Origin of the sequence: Gordonia crocea (genome assembly GCF_009932435.1) — a bacterium.
Taxonomy (GTDB): Bacteria; Actinomycetota; Actinomycetes; order Mycobacteriales; family Mycobacteriaceae; genus Gordonia; species Gordonia crocea.
The window spans coordinates 2,353,393-2,372,426 of the sequence record NZ_BJOU01000001.1; the positions used below are offsets into that span (position 1 = coordinate 2,353,393).

A 19,034-nucleotide genomic window follows, 5' to 3' on the forward strand; every position below is an offset into this window, starting at 1 on the left:
CCCGAGTCTAGCCAGCACCGCCCGATGCGGGCGGCAGGCGCGGCGTGGGCAATGAACCGCGCGATCGCCGAAACGGCTGACTTCGGTGCCCGGACTCCGTACCCTCGGTATTGAGACAGAAGTCTTGATCCGTTTCATTCCCTATGGATCGGGTCCCAGCCCACGGGGAGGCCGACGATGCCGAATCTGAAGAACGTCCAGTCCGACGCGAAGAAGAAGATCCGATCCGCACTGGCCCAGGCCAGTTCCGCCTATCCCAGCCGAACCGCACCACTCGCGCAGCCGCCGGCGGGTTCGGGACTCGAACCGGTGATGGGCGAGGCCGGGATGCCGTACCTGGGCAGCGCCTTCGAGATGCTTGACGACCCGCTCAAGGTGTCGATGGAGCGCTATGAGCGCTACGGCGGCATCTCCTGGGGCCGCAGTATCGGCATGAACCTGGTGACCCTCATCGGCCCGGCCGAGGTCGAGGCCGCGTGGATGAACAAAGAGAAGGCGTTCTCCTCCGAGCAGGGCTGGGAGCCGATGATCGGCCCGTTCTTCCACCGCGGGATCATGCTCATGGACTTCGAAGAGCACATGCACCACCGGCGCATCATGCAGCAGGCGTTCGCGCCAGCCCGGTTGCGCGGCTACCTCGGGATCATGACCCCGCACATCGACAAGATCCTGGCGAACTGGGACGTCGGTACCGGTTTCCCGGTCTACTCCCGGGTCAAGGACCTGGCACTGACTCTGGCCACCGAGGTGTTCATGGGCGCCGCGGTCACCGAGAAGGAGGCCCACCGGCTCGAGTCGTCGTTCGAGGCCGCGGTGCGCGGTGGACAGGCGCTGATCCGGGCCGACATCAAGGTCGGCACCTGGGCGCGGGGCCTGCGGGGTCGCGAGGCGCTGCAGGAGTACTTCCGCTCCGAGATCGCGGCGCGGCGGGTCGGCACCGGCGACGACCTGTTCACCGTCCTGTGTCACACCGAGAGCGACGACGGGGAGACCTTCACCGACGAGGACGTCGTCAACCACATGATCTTCGTGATGATGGCGGCCCACGACACCAGCACGATCGCCTTGTCGATGCTCACCTACTTCCTCGGCCGCAACCCCGAGTGGCAGGACCGCCTGCGCGCCGAATCGCTGGCGCTGGGCAAGGCCTCCATCGACTACGAGGACATCGACAAGCTACCCAGTCTCGACCTGGCGCTCAAAGAGACGCTGCGCATGAACGCCCCCGTCGGGATGCTGTTCCGGATGGCGATCCGCGACACCGACATCCTCGGCAAGTACATCCCCAAGGGCACGCTTGTGGCCATCCACCCGTGGGCGACGATGCTGCTCGACGAGTGGTGGCCCGAACCCACCAAGTGGGACCCGGAGCGCTTCTCCCCCGAACGCCGCGAGGACAAGGTGCACCGCTTCGCCTGGTCGCCGTTCGGCGGCGGCGCGCACAAGTGCATCGGCCTCTACTTCGCCGGCATGGAGATCAAGGCGATCATGCACCAGATGCTGCAGCGCTTCGAGTGGTCGGTGCCCGAGGACTACCGACTCCAACTGACCTACGGCACCGGCCCCACGCCGGCCGACGGCCTACCGGTCGATTTCCGCCGCCGCGCCTAAGCCCCGTGCTTGTGCGGTCGATTGTGACCAGTATGTGGTCACCATCGACCGCACAAGCGTTCCCGCCCGGTCTGGTTCAGTCCGCCATGAGCCCGGCGGCCACGGTCGCGCCGAGTTCCCAGCACGCCTGCACCGCGGCCTTGTCCGGTTTGTTCGACGCGACCACGTAGGCGGCGGCCTTCTCCCAGCCCAGACCGGCGGTGATCCGGTCTACGGCGTTCTCCGCGCCCTCGGTGCCCTCGTTGCCGTGCAGGTACAAGCCGAACGGGCGTCCCCGCGTCGAGTCGAGGATTTGGTAGTAAGAGCAGTCGAAGGCGTGCTTGAGGGCACCGCTGATGTAGCCGAGGTTCGCCGGGGTGCCCAGCACATAACCGTCGGCCTCGAGGAAGTCGGTGGACGAGACCGACAGGGCGGCGCGACGCACCACCTCGACCCCCTCGATATCGGGATCGGTCGCGCCGGCCACCACCGCCTCGAACATCTCCTGGCAGTGCGGCGACGGGGTGTGGTGCACGATCAACAGTCGTTTCACGACGGCTCCTTCCGCGGTCTTGCCCCGACCCTAGTGCCGGCCGGCCAGGGCCAGCAGCCGGTCGACCGGACGTTGCGACGCCGCCTCACCGACGGCATCGACCATGCCCCACCCCCGGAACTCGTCGAGGATCGGAACGGCCTCGACGAGCAGGTACTCGACCAGCCCGTCCGACGGCTCCCACGTGGCCCCGATCCCCTGCGCCAGGTCGTATGCGTGCAGCGCGAGTTCCATCACGCGCATCGCGACCAGCTGCCGCCCGGGCCGCCAACCGGCACGATGCTCGACCTCGACGTCGAGGTCGGCCGTGGCCATCGCATCGCGAAAAGCGTTCTGGAACAACCAGAACGGCGCGACGGGATCACCGTCGACGAGATAGTCGGTGCTGCGGGTGGCGGCCACCTCCGCCTCGCCGCCGCCGCGTAGCAGGATGGCGTAGCGGTCGCCGCCGCCGACGAGGTGGTTGACCAGTTCGCGGTTGCTCCAGTCGGCGCAGCCGGACGGGGCGCCCAGATCCGCGGCCCCGACCCGCTCGAGGACTCCCGTCCACAGCAGCACCGCCTCATCGATGGCCTCGGTGTGGCCGAGCACGCCGACTACCCGGCCTTCTCGTCCGCGCCCGCCCGGTATTGGGTGATGGCGGCCTTCATCATCTCCCGTGCCCGCGTGCGGTCTCCGGCGTAGTCGTAGGCGCGGGCGATCCGGTACGTGTTGCACCAATCGTCGGGATCGGCCTCCCATTCGGCACGGACCTGCTCGAACAGCTCGTCGGCCGCGGCGCGCTCCAGGCGACCGGAGGGGCGCCGGGGCAGCGACGACACGTCGAGGTCCCGCCCCAGTGCGTCGGCCGCCGCGCCGAGGCGCTGGTGCCAGAGTCCGGCCGACAGCGTCGAATAGATCATCCACGCCCCGAGGACGGGCAGGATCAGCACGCCCAGGCCCACCCCGACGCCGACGGGGGTCCCAGCCGCGATGAGCTGCACCCCGCGCCATCCGAGGATGGCCATGTACATGATCAGGCCGATGACGAGGAAGCCGATCATCAGCAGGGTCGGCAGCGCGCTGCGCTTGTCCGCGTCGGCGCTCATGGCGTTCTCCTACAGGTTCATGAACTGGTCGAGCCCGACGGTCAGGCCCGGATGGCCGCCGATCTCGCGCACCCCCAGCAGCACACCGGGCACGAACGAGGTCCGGTCCATCGAGTCGTGGCGGATGGTCAGCGTCTCCCCCTGGGTGCCGAACAGCACCTCCTGGTGGGCCACCAGGCCGGCGAGCCGCACCGAGTGGACGTGCACATCGCCGACGAGGGCGCCGCGCGCGCCGTCCAGGCCGGTCGAGGTCGCATCCGGCATCGGCGCCAGGCCGGCTTCGGCGCGGGCCGCGGCGATGAGCTCCGCGGTCCGGCCCGCGGTACCCGACGGGGCGTCCGCCTTGGCCGGGTGGTGCAGTTCGATGACCTCCGCGGAGGTGAAGAACCGGGCGGCCTGCTGCGCGAAGTGCATCGACAGGATGGCGCCGATGGCGAAGTTGGGGGCGATCAGCACCCCGACGCCCGGCTTGGCCGCCACCCATTCGCGCACCTGCGCGATCCGCTCGGCGGTGAAGCCCGTGGTGCCGACGACGGCGTGAATCCCGTTGGCCACCAAGAACTCCAGGTTGCCCATCACGACGTCGGGATGGGTGAAGTCCACCACAACGGCGGTATCGGAGTCGACGAAGGCCGACAGCGAATCGTCCTTGTCGACGCCGACGGTGAAGTCGGTGTCCGGCGCCGCCTCGACCCCGGCGACGATGGCCTGCCCCACCTTGCCCCTGCTGCCGAGTACCCCGACGCGAATGTTGTCCGCCACTGTCACCCTCTCCTGAAGTCACTGGTCGTATCGAGTCTAGTGACCGCCGGTCGCCGGCCGGTGCGGCGGCCGCTCAGGACGCGAGGTGGTGCTTCGGCTCCGCCGGGAAGCGCTGGATCCAGGGCGCCGCCTCCTCCATCTGGGCCGCCAGTTGCAAGAGGGTGCCGTCGGAACCGAGCGTGCCGTTGAACTGCACGCCGAGCGGCAGCCCGGCGTCGGTCCAATAGACGGGGACGGTGATCGCCGGACGCCCGGTCATGTTGGCCAGCTGGGTGTAGGGGACCCAGCCGAGGTTCTCGTTGATCATCTGGTCGATCACCCCGGTGCGCACGAGTGCCTTGCCGGCGTGGACCCGGTGCACCACCCGAGCGGCCACCTGCAGTGGGGCCGGGGTGTCGAGTTGGCCGATCGGGATCGGCGGGCGCGACATCGTCGGGGTGAGGAAGAAGTCGTAGTCGGCGTAAAACGCCTCCATCTGCTGCGTGTACTCGGTGACCTTGTGCAATGCCCGCATCAGTGCGGCCACCCCGTTGGCCCGCCCGATCTCCGCGACGGCCAGGGTGTCCGGCTCGAAGTCGCCGTCCTTGGCACCGGTGGTCGCCTTGATCTCGGCGATCTGACCCTCGAGCTGGGCGAACCAGATGGTCAAGAACGTTTCGGCCAACGCCTTGTCGTCGTAGGGCGGCCGGACCTCTTCGACCTTGTGGCCGAGGTCGGCGAGCAGTTCGGCGGTGCTCGTCACCGCGTTGACCGCCTCCGGGTCGGGCCGCTCGATGATCGACGAGCGTGCCGAGTAGCCGATCTTGAGCTTGCGCGGCTGCTTCTTGATGACCTCGGCGAACTTGCGGGACGGCAGTGCCGCCTGGAAGTCCGCCGCCCGGTTGCGGCCGATGACGGCGTCGAGCAGTCCGGCGGTGTCGCGCACCGTCCGCGACACCACACCGTCGGTGGCCAACCCAAACAACGGCTCACCGGTCTGTGGGCCGTACGGCGCCAAACCGCGGGTCATCTTCAGCCCGACCAACCCGGTGCAACCCGCTGGAATGCGGATCGAACCGCCGCCGTCGTTGGCCCCGGCGGCGGGGACGACCCCGGCCGCGACTGCCGACGCCGACCCGCCCGACGATCCGCCCGGGGTGCGGGAGGTGTCCCACGGGTTGCGGCACGGCCCCCACAGCGTCGACTCGGTGATCCCCTTGGACCCCAGTTCCGGGGTGTTGGTCTTACCGAAGACGACCAGGCCCGCCTCGAGGAAGCGGTCGGTGATCAAGGCGTTCTCGGCGGCGACGAAGTCCCGCAGCGCCCGCGAGCCGGAAGTCGTCGGATAGCCCTTGTATTCCTGGTGCAAGTCTTTGATGAGAAAGGGCACCCCGGCAAACGGGCCGGAGAGATCACCGGCGACCTGCGCGTCGGCCTCGATGTCGACGTTGATGACGATCGCGTTGAGCTTCCCGTTGACCTGCTGGGCGCGTTTGCGCGCCAGGTCCAACAGCTCGGCCGGCGTCACCTCCTTGGCCGCCACCAACTCCGCCAACCCGGTTGCGTCATGGCTCATGTACTCGTCCACGTTCATGGGCTCGAGCGTATCGGTATCGCGGCCCCGACAAGGCCGATGCGGCACCACAATTGCCAACCGGCGTCGCCGATTCCACCCGTCGTGCGCGCAATCCGCCCATAACTGGCACGCCACGACGTGAACGAGGGCCTGTCCCAGGTCACCCGCGCCCAGCTGGGCGGCTAACCGATCGCGGCCCGACGCGCCCCGGTCAGCGCGACGAGGTCGTCGGGGGCGATTTCGACGTCCAGACCGCGACGGCCCCCGGAGACGAACACGGTGTCCCACAGGTCGGCGGTCTCGTCGAGCACCGTGCGGTGCGCATGCTTCTGCCCGATCGGCGAGATCCCGCCGAGAACGTAGCCGGTGGCCCGTTGTGCCGCCGCCGCCTCGGCCATCCGTGCCCGCTTCCCGCCGAGCGCCGCCGCCACCGCCTTGAGGTCGAGCTCGGTGGTTACCGGCACGATCCCGACGCACAACTCGCCGTCGACGTCGACGAGCAGTGTCTTGAACACCCGCTCAGCCGCCACGCCCAACGCCTCGGCCGCCTCCAAACCGAAGGACTTCGCCCGCGGGTCATGGACGTAGGCGTGGATCTCAAACGGCACGCCGGCCGCGCGCAACGCCGTCGTCGCAGGGGTTCCGGTAGCCACACCGAAACCCTATCCGGCGGGCTGTGACAGGACGGAAACACCGTCCGGATACCCTTCGTCTCAATGCGAAACGAACCACTCGGGGGTGTCATGACCGCAATCTCACGGCGCGGATTCCTACAGGCGTCGGCCGCCACCGCGGTCGGCGCGGGTCTGGCGGGGGTCGCGGGTACCGCGGGCACCGCGGCGGCCGAGCCCGGCGGCTACCTCGTCGGCGCCGGCAAGGGTGATCTGACCGGGGCGATCGCCGGTCAGGGCATGATGGGCTACTCCGACATGGACCAGGTCGCCAACGGGCTGTTGCAGCGCACCTGGGCCCGGGCGTTCATCATCGCCGACGCCGCGACGGGCCGCCGCGTCCTGTTCATCACCGCCGACCTGGCGTGCGTGTTCACCTCGCACCACTCGACCCTGCTCGCCGAGCTCGCCAAACGGTACGGCTCGACCTACAACGTCCACAACGTCAACATCAACGCGACGCACAACCACAACTCCTGCGGCGGCACGTCGTGGGACTACGCGTATGTCCTCGCCGCCAAGGGACACCGCCGCAACTCGTTCGCCGCCGAGCTGGCCGGCCTGCTCGACGCCGTCGCCCAGGCGCACGACAGCCTCGCCCCGGGCACCGTCGAACTCGGGCACGGCGAGCTCCACAACGCCAGTGCCAACCGATCCGCCCAGGCCTTCGTCCTCAACCCGCGCGCCGATCAGCGCCACTTCCCCGAACGTATCGACCCGCAGGTCACCGCGGTGCGCCTGCGCCAGGGTGGTCGGGTGATCGGCGAGATCACCTGGTTCGCCACTCACGGCACCTCGTTGACCGACGCCAATTTCCTCATCTCCTCCGACAACAAGGGCTACGCCGCCTATCTCGCCGAGCAGCGCGATCCCGGCCTGGTCAGCGCCCACGCGCAGACCAACGCCGGCGACATGTCGCCGAACCTGTGGCTGCGCAAGATGCACCCCGGCGGCCCCACCCACGACCACCGGGCCAACCGGGTCATCATCGGCCGCCGCCAGGACCGTGCCGCACAGGAGGCCCTCGGCTCGGCTCGGCCGATGTCGCGCGGCGGCGTCGACTCCGCGACCCGGTACGTCGACCTCTCGAACGTGGTCGTGTCCGGCGACTTCACCCCGCACGGGAAGGCGGTGCGGACCTCGCCGGCCATGATGGGTGCGGCCGCGGCCGCCACCGCCCAAGAGGAGAACACCCGCAGCCAGCTCTCCTTCCTCAACGAGGGGGTGCGCAACGAACTCGCGATGGCACTCGGCGCCGGCGCCACCCCGACGCCCGGTCCGTGGATCGTCGACTCCCAGGCCCCCAAGGCGATCCTGTTCCCGCTCGGCATCCTGCCGCCGCGCCCCTGGATCGAGCAGACTCTTCCGCTGCAGTTGCTCCGCGTCGGCGACCTGGTGCTCGCATCGGTGCCCGCCGAGGTGACGATCGTGGCCGGGTTGCGGATCCGCCGCGTCGTCGCCGATGCGCTGCACGTTCCGCTGGCCAACGTCCTGGTCCAGGGGTACGCCAACGGCTACAGCCAGTACGTGACCACCCCCGAGGAATATGTCTCCCAGCAGTATGAAGGCGGGGAAACCCTATTCGGCCGCTGGACGCTGTGCGCCTATCAACAGGAGTTCCACGCCATGGCCGCCGCGATGGCGCGCGGCACCCGACTGGGCCGCGGACCGCGCCCGGCCGACCACTCCGGTGCCCAGCCGGATTTGTTGGGCACCCAACCGGCCGACACCCCGATGCCCGGGCGCCGGTTCGGCGAGGTGGTTTCCGCGCCGCGCAGCCGCGCCCACGGCGGCGACACCGTCACCGCGGCCTTCTGCGGCGCCTTCCCCACCAACCGGATCCGCCGCGGCCGCCACACCGCCGGGTATTTCGCCGTCGAGAAGCGCACGGCCACCGGGTGGACCACCGCCTACGACGACGACCACGAGTCGACGGAGCTGAAGTGGGAGCGCCCGGGCGCCAGCCCGTCGGCGTCGACGATCACCATCACCTGGCGCATCCCCCGCGGCGCGTCGGGCGTCTACCGCATCCGCTATTTCGGCGACGCGAAGTCGGCGTCGGGGTCGCTGCGGTCGTTCACCGGCACCACCGGCCCGATCACCGTCGGCTGAGCCCTACCCCCGCCCCGCGATCTAGACGTCGGCGAGCGGTATCGACGCGTCGGCGAGCCGGGCCGGGTCGACGATGCGCTGCGACTGGACGAGGGCGGCGATGTCGTCGCCCTGGTCCCAGATGTTGACGTTCATCCCGGCCCGGACGACACCGTCGGCGAGCCAGAACGCGAGATACTCCAAGTCGGCGACCGAGCCGCGCACCACCAACTCGTCGTCGCCGGCGGCGTGGCCGCGGTACTCCATGCCGAACTCGTACTGGTCGGTGTAGAAGTACGGCAGCCGGGTGTAGGCTTCGTTGCCGCCCAGCAGATTGGCCACCGCGACGGCCGGCTGGTTGAGTGCGTTGGCCCAGTGCTCGATGCGGATCCGACCGAAGATCGGATGGTCGTGGTTGGCGATGTCGCCGACGGCGACGATATCGGGATCGGAGGTCCGCAACCGGGCGTCGACGTCGACCCCGTTGCCGACCGCCAGCCCGGCCTCGCGCGCCAACGCGACCTCGGGTTCGGCGCCGATGCCCACCAGGATGGGGTCGGCCCGCAGCGTCTCGCCGTCGTCGGTGGTCACCGCGCCGGATTCGATGGCCTTGACCCCCACCCCGAGTCGCAGGTCGACGCCGTGGCGGCGGTGCAGGTCGGCGATCACGCCCCCCTGCTCCGCACCGAGCACCCGGGCCAGCGGCACGTCTTCCGGTTCGACGACGGTGACCGCGGTGCCCAGGGTCCGCGCCGCGGCAGCCGCCTCCAGCCCGATCCAGCCGGCGCCGACGACGAGCAGCGACTTTCCCTCGCCGAGGCGTTCGCGCAGCAACTCCGAATCGTCGAGGGTGCGCAGGTATTGGACATCGGGATCGCCCGGGAAGTGCCGCGGCCGCGAGCCGGTGGCGAGCACCACCTTGTCGTAGTCGACCGCGGTGCCGTCGGACAGGTGGACCGCCTTGGCCTCTCGGTCGATTCGCGTGGCAGTGACATCGATGCGCAGGTCGACGTTCTTGTCGTCGTACCACTCCCGGTCGTGGACGAAGACCGAGTCGCGGTCGTCGGAGCCGGCGAGATACCCCTTGGACAAGGGCGGCCGCTCATAGGGCAGGTGGGCCTCGGCCCCGATCAGCACCACCGTGCCGTCGTATCCCTTGTCCCGCAATGCCTCGGCGGCCTTTGCTCCCGCAAGCCCGCCGCCGATGATGACCGTCGTCGCACCCATGTCCTCACCGTACGCCCCGGCGCAACCCCTGACTGTGACGTAACGTCACGGCGCACGATGGAGGTATGAAGGTCTCCGAGGTCGCCGACCTGGCCGACACCACCGTCCGCACGGTCCGCCACTACCACCAACTCGGGCTGCTCGAGATTCCGCCGGTCATCGGCGAGTTGACCGATGTGTTGTCCGATATCGATCAACACATCGAGATCCTGCAGACCAAGCGGACCCGCGTCTCCGCGTTGATCGAGCGTGCGCGGCGCGGCGCGGATGTGTCGCCGCTGCCTGCCGAACTCTCCAGCCTCTATCGGCGCCTCGTGGACCGCATGCCCGACGCGGCCTCCCGCCGGGCCGTCGAATCCGAGCGGGCGATGGCCATCGTGCTCGCCGTGCGCGGGATGCTTCCACCCGCGGTTGCCGATCTGGCCGCGGCATTCGACGAGGTCGACGAAATCGATACCGCCGGCGATCTGCTGCGCCGACTGGCCGCTGTCGGCTTCCCCGAGCTCGACGCGGAGACCGTCGTCGCCGACTGGCTCGACCGGTTCCGGGCCGGGACCGATCCCAACGCGTCAGGAGGCACTCGATGAACCAGATCGATGTCACGGGGCTGGTGAAGCGCTTCGGCGGGTTCACCGCCGTCGCCGGCCTGGACCTCGCGGTCACCCCCGGCCAGGTGCACGGCTTCCTCGGGCCGAACGGCGCCGGGAAGTCGACCACGATCCGCACCCTTCTGGGCCTTTACCGCGCCGACGCCGGCTCGGTCAGCGTGCTCGGTGCCGATCCGGCCCGCAACGCGGCCGCCATCAACCGCCGTCTGTCCTACATCGCCGGCGATGTCGCCTTCTGGCCGAATCTGACCGGGGCGGAAGTCCTCGACGCCCTGGCCGGCCTGCGCGGTGCCCGTCGGCCCGGCGTCGAGGCCGAGCTGATCGAGCGCTTCGGTTTCGACCCGGGCAAGAAGGTGCGCGCCTATTCCAAAGGCAACCGACAGAAACTCGCGCTCATCGCGGCGTTCGCCGCCCCCACCGAGCTGCTGATCCTCGACGAGCCGACCTCGGGCCTCGATCCGCTGATGGAGCGGGTGTTCGGTTCGCTGGTGGCGCAGGCGGCCGCGGACGGGCGTGGGGTCCTGTTGTCCAGTCACATCCTCGCCGAGGTCGATCGGCTCTGTGACTACGTGACCATCATCAAGGACGGCCGGCAGGTCGAGTCGGCACCGCTCGACGCGCTGCGACACCTGTCCGCGACGACGATTCGCGTCGGAGGGGCCCGCATTCCCGACGTGATCGACGACGTCGCCGCGCTCGGCCTGACCCCCTCGGCACCGGAATCGGGGTCCGATGGAATCGGGTGGGATGTTCCGCGAGCCGATGTTCCCCGCGTCCTCGGCATTCTTGCCGCACACGGGGTCATGGACGTGACCTGCGCGCCGGCGAGTCTGGAGGAGCTCTTCCTGCGCCACTACCGGACGCAGGCGCCATGACGACCCACTCCGCGACGGCGGCCGCCGTCCCTCTCGCCGGTTCGGGTGTGCGCGGTCTCGGTCCGCTCCTGCGCCTGACGCTTCGCCGCTATCGCCTGCGGCTCGCGTGCTGGATGGTGCCGATCATCGCGCTGGTCGCGGTAACCGCACCGAGCTACGCCACCACCTACCCCGACCTCGCCTCCCGCGGCCCCCTGGTCGAGAGTCTCCGCGACAACGACGCGACCAAGGTCCTCTACGGTCACCTCCCGCGGCCCGGGACACTCGGCCAGCTGGCGCAGTGGGAGATGGGTACCTATGTGATCGTGTTGACCAGCGTCATGATGCTCACCCTCGTCGTGGCGATGACCCGGGTCGACGAGGATCTGGGCCGATCCGAGACGGTGGCCGCCGCGGGATTGGGCCGGTGGACCCCGACGGCGGCGGTCACCGCCGTGGTCGTGGCGGCCAGCGCGCTGCTCGGCATCGGCGCGGGAGGCGTGTTGGCCCTGCAGGCCATCGGCTCCACCGAGCTGACCCTTGCCGGTGCAACGGTATTCGGCCTGGTCGTCACTCTGACCGGAATCGGCATCGGCGCCACCACCCTGGTGGTGTCCGAGCTGTTCTGGGACGCGTCGTCGACGCGGCGCGCGGCATGGGCGGTGGTCGCGACCGGGTTCGCCGCGCGCGTCGGCGCGGATCTGACGCCCTGGCACTGGTTGCGGGCGATCAGCTGGTTCGGCCTCAAGGACGCCGCGGCGCCGTACACGACGAACGACCCGGCGCCGCTGGTGGGCGCGGCGCTCGTCGCGGCGGCGCTGTTCGCCGCCGCCTTCGCCTTGCATGCCCGCCGCGAATTCGGTGCCGGGCTGCTTGCCCCGCCACCGCACCGCCCGCACCGGCTGGCGTCGGTCTCGTCGTGGGGGCTGGCGTGGCGACTCGGCCGCGATTCGCTGATCCTGTGGTGTGTGCCGGTAGTCGGAATAGCGGCGCTGTTCGGCGGGATGAGCCACGCGCTCATCACCCTGGCCGGGAGCGATTCGGCCACCGGTTCGATGTTCGACGACTTGTCCTCGGCGACGGACCCGGAGCGCCAGTACTTCTCGTTCAGCTATGTCTTCATCGCGGTGCTTCCCATGGTCTACGGCGTGCAGACGATCCTCGGTTCCGTCGCCGACGAGCGGGACGGCCTCCTCGACACCGAGCTGGCCACCGGGGTTCGGCGCACCGCCCCCCTGATGGCGAGGCTGCTCCTCGCCGCCGCAGGCTCGACGGTGCTCCTCGCTGTCGGATCGGCGGTCCAGGCGGTGGTGACCCTCGCGGTCGCCGACGCCGAGGCCGCCCGATGGGCCCTCGCCTATCCCCTGGCCCAACTGCCCGGGGTGGTGGCGGCGGTCGGCCTCGCCGCCGCCGCGGTCGGGTCGCTGCGGCGGCTCCCCGCGCTGGTGTGGGCCGTGGTCGCGTGGAGCGGATTCGTCGCCGTCTTCGCCGACCTGGTCAAACTGCCCGACTGGCTGCGCAGCGCCGCGCTGTTCGGCCACGGTCCCCACGCGGTCAGCGGTGACGTCGGCGGTTGGATGCCGTGGGGCGCAGCGGCCGTACTCGTCGCCATCGCCGTCGGTGGTGCCGCATTCGGCCTGGCGCGCATGACCCGGCGTGACATCGTCGTCGGATAGCCGGGCTGCGGCAGGTAGAACGACTCCGGCCCGCACCACCGAGGTGGTGCGGGCCGGAGGTTGCTCACGCGTACGGGCCGAAGCCCGGGCTATCAGGCGTCAGCCGGCTCCGACGAGGCATCGTCGGCGACCGGGACGAGGCTGATCTTGCCGCGCTCGTCGATGTCGGTGATCTCCACGCGCAGCTTCGAACCGACGTTGACGACGTCCTCGACCTTGTCGATGCGCTTGCCGTTGCCCAGCTTGGAGATGTGCACCAGCCCGTCGCGACCCGGCAGCAGCGAGACGAAGGCACCGAAGGCGGTGGTCTTGACGACCGTGCCCAGGAAGCGCTCGCCGACCTTCGGCAGCTGCGGGTTGGCGATGGCGTTGATCTTGTCGATCGCGGCCTGGGCCGACGGGCCGTCGGTCGCGCCGACGAACACGGTGCCGTCGTCCTCGATCGAGATGTTGGCGCCGGTCTCCTCGGTGATGCCGTTGATCGTCTTGCCCTTGGGGCCGATCAGCTCGCCGATCTTGTCCATCGGGATCTTGACGGTGGTGATCCGCGGCGCGTACGGGCTCATCTCATCCGGCTCGTCGATGGCCTCGGCCATCACGTCGAGGATGGTGAGACGCGCGTCGCGGGCCTGGCTCAGCGCACCGGCCAGCACCTTCGACGGGATGCCGTCGAGCTTCGTGTCGAGCTGCAGCGCGGTGACGAAGTCCTTGGTGCCGGCGACCTTGAAGTCCATGTCGCCGAAGGCGTCCTCGGCTCCGAGGATGTCGGTCAGGGCGACGTAGCGGGTCTCGGTCTTGCCGTCGATGCTGACCTCGTCGGAGACCAGGCCCATCGCGATGCCGGCAACCGGCGCCTTCAGCGGCACGCCGGCGTTGAGCAGCGACAGCGTCGAAGCACACACCGAGCCCATCGAGGTCGAGCCGTTGGAGCCCAACGCCTCGGACACCTGGCGGATCGAGTACGGGAACTCCTCGACGCTGGGCAGCACCGGCACCAGGGCACGCTCGGCGAGCGCGCCGTGGCCGATCTCGCGGCGCTTGGGCGAGCCGACGCGGCCGGTCTCACCGGTCGAGTACGGCGGGAAGTTGTAGTGGTGCATGTAGCGCTTGGAGGTCTCCGGTCCCAGCGAGTCGATCTGCTGGGCCATCTTCATCATGTCCAGCGTGGTGACACCCATGATCTGGGTCTCGCCGCGCTCGAACAGGGCGCTGCCGTGGGCACGCGGGATGACCGCGACCTCGGCCGACAGCGCACGGATGTCGGTGATGCCGCGGCCGTCGATGCGGAAGTGGTCGGTCAGGATGCGCTGGCGGACGAGCTTCTTGGTCAGCGACCGGTACGCGGCGCCGATCTCCTTCTCGCGGCCCTCGAACTGGGCACCGAGCTGCTCGAGCAGTTCGGCCTTGAGCTCGTCGGTCGAGTTGTCGCGCTCCTGCTTGCCGGCGATCGTGAGGATCTGGGCGAGCTTGTCCGACCCGGCGGCCTCGACGGCCTCGTACACGTCGCTCTCGTACGGCGGGAACAGCGGGAACTCGCCGGTCTCCTTCGACGCGGCGTCGGCCAGGCGCTTCTGCGCCTCGCACAGCCGGGCGATGAACGGCTTGGCGGCCTCGAGGCCCTCGGCGACGATCTCCTCGGTCGGCGCCTGCGCGCCACCGGCGATGATTTCGAGGACGTTCTCGGTGGCCTCGGCCTCGACCATCATGATCGCGACGTCGGCGGTGTCCCCCGAGCCCGAGGTGATGCGACCGGCGACGACCATGTCGAAGACGGCGCCGCCGAGCTGCTCGACGGTCGGGAAGGCGACCCACTGGCCGGCCTTGTTCTCGTCGGTCGGGATCAGCGCGACGCGCACACCGCCGACGGGGCCGGAGAACGGCAGGCCCGCGATCTGGGTCGACGCGGAGGCGGCGTTGATCGCGACGACGTCGTACAGGTCGTTCGGGTTGAGCGAGAGGATGGTCTCGATGACCTGGATCTCGTTGCGCAGGCCGTCGACGAAGGACGGGCGCAGCGGGCGGTCGATGAGGCGGCAGGTCAGGATCGCGTCGGTCGACGGGCGGCCCTCGCGGCGGAAGAACGATCCGGGGATACGTCCCGCGGCGTACATCCGCTCCTCGACGTCGACGGTCAGCGGGAAGAAGTCGAAGTGGTCCTTCGGCGCCTTCGACGCCGACGTCGTCGACAGGATCATGGTCTCCTCGTCGAGGTAGGCCACGACGGCGCCGGCGGCCTGCTGGGCCAGGCGGCCCGTCTCGAAGCGGATGGTGCGGGTGCCGAAGCTGCCGTTGTCGATGATCGCGGTTGCTTCGGTGACGTCGTCTTCGTAGACGTCGGTGGTGTCAGACATGTGTTGGGGTGTTTCCCTTCGATTCGGCGCGCCGGTTCTAGCGGCGCCGTTGGATATGCGTAACGGCACCGACGGTGCGCGCAAGCGCGGCTCGGTGCCGGGAGGCAGGCGCAGAGAATGCACGAGAATCGCCACGGTTAGCTGGGCGGGCATGCGACGCATGCGGTGCAGACGGCCTTCGATCGAAGCAGCCGGAAGGTGAGGATGATTCCGCTCGTTCCGGCGGCCACTACCGAGGACCGATCTGATTCGATCTGTCCAGCAGTTCGGGGTGACATCGGCATTGTGCGATGCTCCGCCGTGCAGTTTATCACCCGCAATGGATAAAACTCCTGCCCAGCGCTCGGGGCGCGTCGGATGGGCACGGCGGGTGGTCAGAGTTCGGTGTAGCCCAGGCGGCTGCAGTACCGGGTTTCGATCGGCGAGGCAGCGGTATCGGTGGGCGGGTCGGCGTGGGCGGACCCTTTGCCCCGGCTGCCGCGGATCCGGCGGATGGTGTCGCGGGCCAGATCGTCGGGGTGATGGGCGCCGTTGACGCGCAACACTCCCGGCGGGCCGGGATGGTCACGCAGCCGCCAGCCGACGCAGCCGGTGTGGGGGCCGCTGGTCCGGTAGACCGTCTCCCACTGGCGCGGCTGGTCGCCGACGGCCCGGTTGTTGCGGCCGCTGGTTGCGGTGAGTTTGTCGATGTCGGTTTGCCCGCCCTTGGCCCAATCGGGCAGATGGTGGGCCTGCGTATAGATGAACGGGGTATCCGAATCGGGATGGGAATCACCTCGGTCACGGGCGAACAACGCGCAACGCTGGGCGAATGTCGCCGACCGCCGCGCCCGTCCGTAGTAGAGGACCTCGCGGGTGTGATCGCGAAACACCACCAGCGACGGATCCAACCGGGCGGCCACCTCGACCAGCTCGCCGACCGGGATCAGTGTTCCCGTCGAGGTCAGGGCGGTACCGCAGCCGGCCTTCAAATCCGCGATGCTCGCAGTCACAATGAACTGTCCGGGAATCTTCTTCCCCATGCCCAAACCACCGCGGCTGGTGATGAAATCACACATCGCCTCCAAGGCGTCATGATTGCGCTGCTCGGGACTGCGATGATCACGCCGCCGCGCCTGCGCCACCCGCTCGGCAACCACCTCATCGGCGGTGTCGAGGTCGGCGGCCGAACCGGTCAGCCGCAGCGAGGGGTCATCGTCGGGATTGTTCATTCCCGGCGCGGCCCAGTTCGCCAGGATCAACTCGAACTTCGCCCGCACCGTCGGCGTGAGGTTCGCGGTCAGCTTCGACATCAACCGGATGTCCTGCGCCCCGATCGACAGGCTCCGATTCCGACTGCGATCCCGTTCCTCCGACAACGCCCCGTCGGGGTCCAGATAGTTCAACAAGGCGATTCCCGCCTTGCGCAGTTCTTGCGGGGTCAGCGTCGTCGCCATCGCGGCCAGGTCTTCCTCAACACGGGCGACCACGTCTTCCGGCACGACACAAGGCACCCGGCGCATCACGTCGGCGATCTCGTCGACATGGGCACCCGAGATCGTTCCGGCGGCCACCGCCGCCGCGGTCGCCGGAAACTTCGGCGCCATCGTCTCACCGGTCATCCCGGTCAGCCGGGCAATCTTCTCCGCCCGCCGGGCACGCCGCTTGGCCTCGCTGCGCCCCAACCGCAGCCCCTTGGCCAACCACAGAATCGGATGGGTGAATCCATCCCGGGCATACGCGCTGCGGTCGCTGATCTCGGTGAACAACTGCGCATCCACCCCAAGCTGGGCACGACGAGCCGACTCGAGACCACGGGCGGCGACCAGCAAATCATCCTCGGTCTCCGCGGCCCACACCGCCGACCCCAACCGCTGCACCGTCGCACCCAGCAACGCCACCAACTCCACCGGCGACTCGGGCAGATCAAAACCCGGCGAATCAAGACTCGGAAGGTCAAGGTCGTTCATCGGATTTCACCGCCTCTCACCTGCCATGATACCACAGAACTCGCATGCCTGTTCGAAGGAACGAAGGTGGACGCCGACCACACAACCCGCCAATCGAGGAATATAACCGGACCTCAGTCCGGTTAAGTGGAGTATGAAGAAGATTGGATTCTTGTCCTTCGGACACTGGTCGGCCGCCCCTGGCTCGCAGGTCCGCACCGCATCGGACGCACTGCTGCAGTCGATCGACTTGGCGGTGGCCGCCGAGGAGCTCGGCGCGGACGGCGCCTACTTCCGCGTCCACCACTTCGCCCGCCAACTCGCCTCGCCCTTCCCCCTGCTCTCGGCGATCGGCGCCAAGACGAGCACCATCGAAATCGGCACCGGCGTCATCGACATGCGCTACGAGAACCCCCTCTACATGGCCGAAGACGCGGGAGCGGCCGACCTCATCGCCGGGGGGCGCCTACAGTTGGGCGTCAGCCGAGGCTCCCCCGAGCAGGTCATCGACGGCTACAAGTACTTCGGCTACGTCCCGGGCGACGACGAGAGCGACGCCGATATGGCCCGCCAACACACCGACGTGTTCCTCAAAGTGCTCGAGGGCGAGGGATTCGCCCGGCCAAATCCGCAACCGATGTTCCCCAATCCCCCTGGTCTACTCCGACTCGAACCCCACTCCGCGGGGCTGCGCGATCGGATCTGGTGGGGTGCGGGCAGCCGCGCCACCGCAGAGTGGACCGCCGAGCAGGGCATGAACCTGATGAGTTCCACCCTGTTGACCGAGGCGACCGGCGTGCCCTTCCACCAATTGCAGGCCGAACAGATTCAGCGCTACCGCGACGCCTGGACCGAGGCCGGACACGAGCGCGAACCCCGGGTATCGGTGAGCCGCAGCATCTTCGCCCTGGTCAACGACACGGACCGCGCCTACTTCGGCGGCCGGCCCGACGACGACCACGTCGGCATCATCGACAACATCCGCTCGACCTTCGGTCGCACCTACGCCGCCGAACCCGACGTCCTCGTCGAACAGCTCCGCCAAGACGAGGCCATCGCCGCCGCCGACACCCTGCTCCTGACGGTGCCCAACCAACTCGGCGTCGACTACAACGCCCACGTCATCGAGTCGATTCTGACCCACGTCGCACCCGAGCTCGGCTGGCGCTGACGACACCTACACGTTGACGTCGAACCCGACGTTGACATCGCACCCGGCTTGACCGCCGCGAATACCCCAATTCTCCATCGGCACATCGCGCACGGTGATGGTGATGTGGTCGGCAGGGATGCCGCATGCCGACAAGCGCCGGACGATCTCCCGATACAGGATCCGCTTCGCGTCTACCGAACGGCCGGCGAAGCAGTCAATCGTGACCAGCGTCATCAAGTCGGGTTGGGCGAGCGACGGTGGATACGCGAGACGGTGCGGGAGATGTTCGACCAATCGAACGTGCTTGTCGTTCTCGGGAATATGAAAGGCTGCCACGAGCGCGGCGTGAACCGCGTCGATGATGGCGACCACGTCGTCGTCAGACCACCGTTTGCGAACGTCGATTGTTGTTGACGGCATGCGGCCATTCTTCAGTTGGCGTGGTGATGAAGGCAACGCATTTCTGCTGGTCGGTCCCTGACCCGCCCACGCAAAAACGGACCGGCTGCACCACCTTTCGGGGATGCGGCCGGTCCGTGTGAACTGAAAGCCTAGTGTGAACTGAAAGCCTAGCGGCGCAGGCCGAGGCGCTCGATCAGCGAGCGGTAGCGCTCGACGTCGACCTTGGCGACGTACTTGAGCAGACGACGGCGACGGCCGACCAGCAGCAACAGGCCGCGGCGGCTGTGGTGGTCGTGCTTGTGCTCCTTCAGGTGCTCGGTGAGGTCCTGGATGCGCTTGGTCAACAGCGCGACCTGGGCCTCCGGCGACCCGGTGTCGGTCTCGTGCAGGCCGTACTCGGCCAGAATGGTCTTCTTCTCGTCAGCGGTCAGCGACATGGCTGCGCTCCTTTGTATTCCAGTGCCGTGTCCAGTGAATCCCGCCGGAACCATCCGCCGGGTGGTGCGCCGCCACGGACTGCAGCAG

Annotated in this window: 17 protein-coding genes; 6 read left to right on the forward strand and 11 right to left on the reverse strand. The window is 68.8% G+C overall.

The genetic code is table 11. The features are described 5' to 3' along the window. The first annotated feature begins 177 nt into the window (after positions 1-177). On the forward strand, positions 178-1,611 hold the full coding sequence (locus nbrcactino_RS11135) for a cytochrome P450 (RefSeq protein WP_161927408.1): 1,434 nt from the start codon (positions 178-180) through the stop codon (positions 1,609-1,611). A gap of 76 nt (positions 1,612-1,687) precedes the next feature. Here the strand turns inward: nbrcactino_RS11135 and nbrcactino_RS11140 are convergent, their stop codons facing one another. The 6 genes from nbrcactino_RS11140 to ybaK all read right to left on the reverse strand — a co-directional run bounded on the left by nbrcactino_RS11140 (position 1,688) and on the right by ybaK (position 6,201). Further along, positions 1,688-2,143, reverse strand: coding sequence for a flavodoxin family protein (locus tag nbrcactino_RS11140; RefSeq protein ID WP_161927409.1), 456 nt, complete (start codon positions 2,141-2,143; stop codon positions 1,688-1,690). A gap of 30 nt (positions 2,144-2,173) precedes the next feature. Then, positions 2,174-2,734, reverse strand: coding sequence for a TIGR03086 family metal-binding protein (locus tag nbrcactino_RS11145; RefSeq protein WP_161927410.1), 561 nt, complete (start codon positions 2,732-2,734; stop codon positions 2,174-2,176). Positions 2,735-2,739: 5 nt separating this feature from the next. After that, complete coding sequence (locus nbrcactino_RS11150) at positions 2,740-3,231, reverse strand: hypothetical protein (protein WP_161927411.1); 492 nt, start codon at positions 3,229-3,231, stop codon at positions 2,740-2,742. Between the two features lie 9 nt (positions 3,232-3,240). Further along, positions 3,241-3,993: a 4-hydroxy-tetrahydrodipicolinate reductase gene (dapB, locus tag nbrcactino_RS11155; RefSeq protein WP_161927412.1), complete on the reverse strand. Its 753-nt coding sequence runs from the start codon at positions 3,991-3,993 to the stop codon at positions 3,241-3,243. A gap of 73 nt (positions 3,994-4,066) precedes the next feature. Continuing rightward, positions 4,067-5,566 carry an amidase gene (locus tag nbrcactino_RS11160; protein ID WP_161927413.1) on the reverse strand — a complete coding sequence of 500 codons (1,500 nt, stop codon included), beginning with the start codon at positions 5,564-5,566 and terminating at the stop codon, positions 4,067-4,069. 164 nt (positions 5,567-5,730) lie between these two features. Continuing rightward, on the reverse strand, positions 5,731-6,201 hold the full coding sequence (ybaK, locus tag nbrcactino_RS11165; RefSeq protein ID WP_161927414.1) for a Cys-tRNA(Pro) deacylase: 471 nt from the start codon (positions 6,199-6,201) through the stop codon (positions 5,731-5,733). Between the two features lie 90 nt (positions 6,202-6,291). Here ybaK and nbrcactino_RS11170 point away from each other — a divergent pair, with 90 nt between their 5' ends. Further along, positions 6,292-8,331 (forward strand): neutral/alkaline non-lysosomal ceramidase N-terminal domain-containing protein, encoded by a 2,040-nt coding sequence (locus nbrcactino_RS11170; RefSeq protein WP_161927415.1) that lies wholly within the window; start codon positions 6,292-6,294, stop codon positions 8,329-8,331. Between the two features lie 21 nt (positions 8,332-8,352). Here nbrcactino_RS11170 and nbrcactino_RS11175 read toward each other — a convergent pair whose 3' ends face one another. Next, entirely contained in the window at positions 8,353-9,537 is a 1,185-nt protein-coding gene (locus nbrcactino_RS11175; RefSeq protein ID WP_161927416.1) for an NAD(P)/FAD-dependent oxidoreductase, read from the reverse strand. A 65-nt stretch (positions 9,538-9,602) separates the two neighbouring features. Here nbrcactino_RS11175 and nbrcactino_RS11180 point away from each other — a divergent pair, with 65 nt between their 5' ends. Genes nbrcactino_RS11180 through nbrcactino_RS11190 form a run of 3 tightly spaced genes read left to right on the forward strand, consistent with a single transcriptional unit; the run spans position 9,603 to position 12,675 of the window. Continuing rightward, on the forward strand, positions 9,603-10,124 hold the full coding sequence (locus tag nbrcactino_RS11180) for a MerR family DNA-binding transcriptional regulator (protein ID WP_161927417.1): 522 nt from the start codon (positions 9,603-9,605) through the stop codon (positions 10,122-10,124). Then, complete coding sequence (locus nbrcactino_RS11185; protein ID WP_161927418.1) at positions 10,121-11,020, forward strand: ABC transporter ATP-binding protein; 900 nt, start codon at positions 10,121-10,123, stop codon at positions 11,018-11,020. The genes nbrcactino_RS11180 and nbrcactino_RS11185 overlap by 4 nt, the downstream gene beginning before the upstream one ends. Next, a complete protein-coding gene (locus tag nbrcactino_RS11190) occupies positions 11,017-12,675 on the forward strand; it encodes an efflux permease Rv1217c-related protein (protein WP_161927419.1) in 1,659 nt (552 codons plus the stop codon). The genes nbrcactino_RS11185 and nbrcactino_RS11190 overlap by 4 nt, the downstream gene beginning before the upstream one ends. A 92-nt stretch (positions 12,676-12,767) precedes the next feature. Here the strand turns inward: nbrcactino_RS11190 and nbrcactino_RS11195 are convergent, their stop codons facing one another. Continuing rightward, positions 12,768-15,026: a polyribonucleotide nucleotidyltransferase gene (locus nbrcactino_RS11195; protein WP_161927420.1), complete on the reverse strand. Its 2,259-nt coding sequence runs from the start codon at positions 15,024-15,026 to the stop codon at positions 12,768-12,770. Between the two features lie 374 nt (positions 15,027-15,400). Further along, positions 15,401-16,975 carry a DUF222 domain-containing protein gene (locus nbrcactino_RS11200; protein ID WP_161927421.1) on the reverse strand — a complete coding sequence of 525 codons (1,575 nt, stop codon included), beginning with the start codon at positions 16,973-16,975 and terminating at the stop codon, positions 15,401-15,403. A 133-nt stretch (positions 16,976-17,108) separates the two neighbouring features. Between nbrcactino_RS11200 and nbrcactino_RS11205 the strand changes: the two genes are divergently transcribed. Continuing rightward, positions 17,109-18,125 carry an LLM class flavin-dependent oxidoreductase gene (locus nbrcactino_RS11205; RefSeq protein WP_161927422.1) on the forward strand — a complete coding sequence of 339 codons (1,017 nt, stop codon included), beginning with the start codon at positions 17,109-17,111 and terminating at the stop codon, positions 18,123-18,125. 6 nt (positions 18,126-18,131) lie between these two features. On the opposite strand, the gene nbrcactino_RS11210 is transcribed toward nbrcactino_RS11205, so the two are convergent. Together nbrcactino_RS11210 and rpsO are read right to left on the reverse strand one after the other, a co-directional pair. Next, positions 18,132-18,527: a tautomerase family protein gene (locus tag nbrcactino_RS11210; protein WP_161927423.1), complete on the reverse strand. Its 396-nt coding sequence runs from the start codon at positions 18,525-18,527 to the stop codon at positions 18,132-18,134. Positions 18,528-18,676: 149 nt separating this feature from the next. After that, a complete protein-coding gene (gene rpsO, locus nbrcactino_RS11215; RefSeq protein WP_161927424.1) occupies positions 18,677-18,946 on the reverse strand; it encodes a 30S ribosomal protein S15 in 270 nt (89 codons plus the stop codon). Positions 18,947-19,034 lie beyond the last annotated feature (88 nt).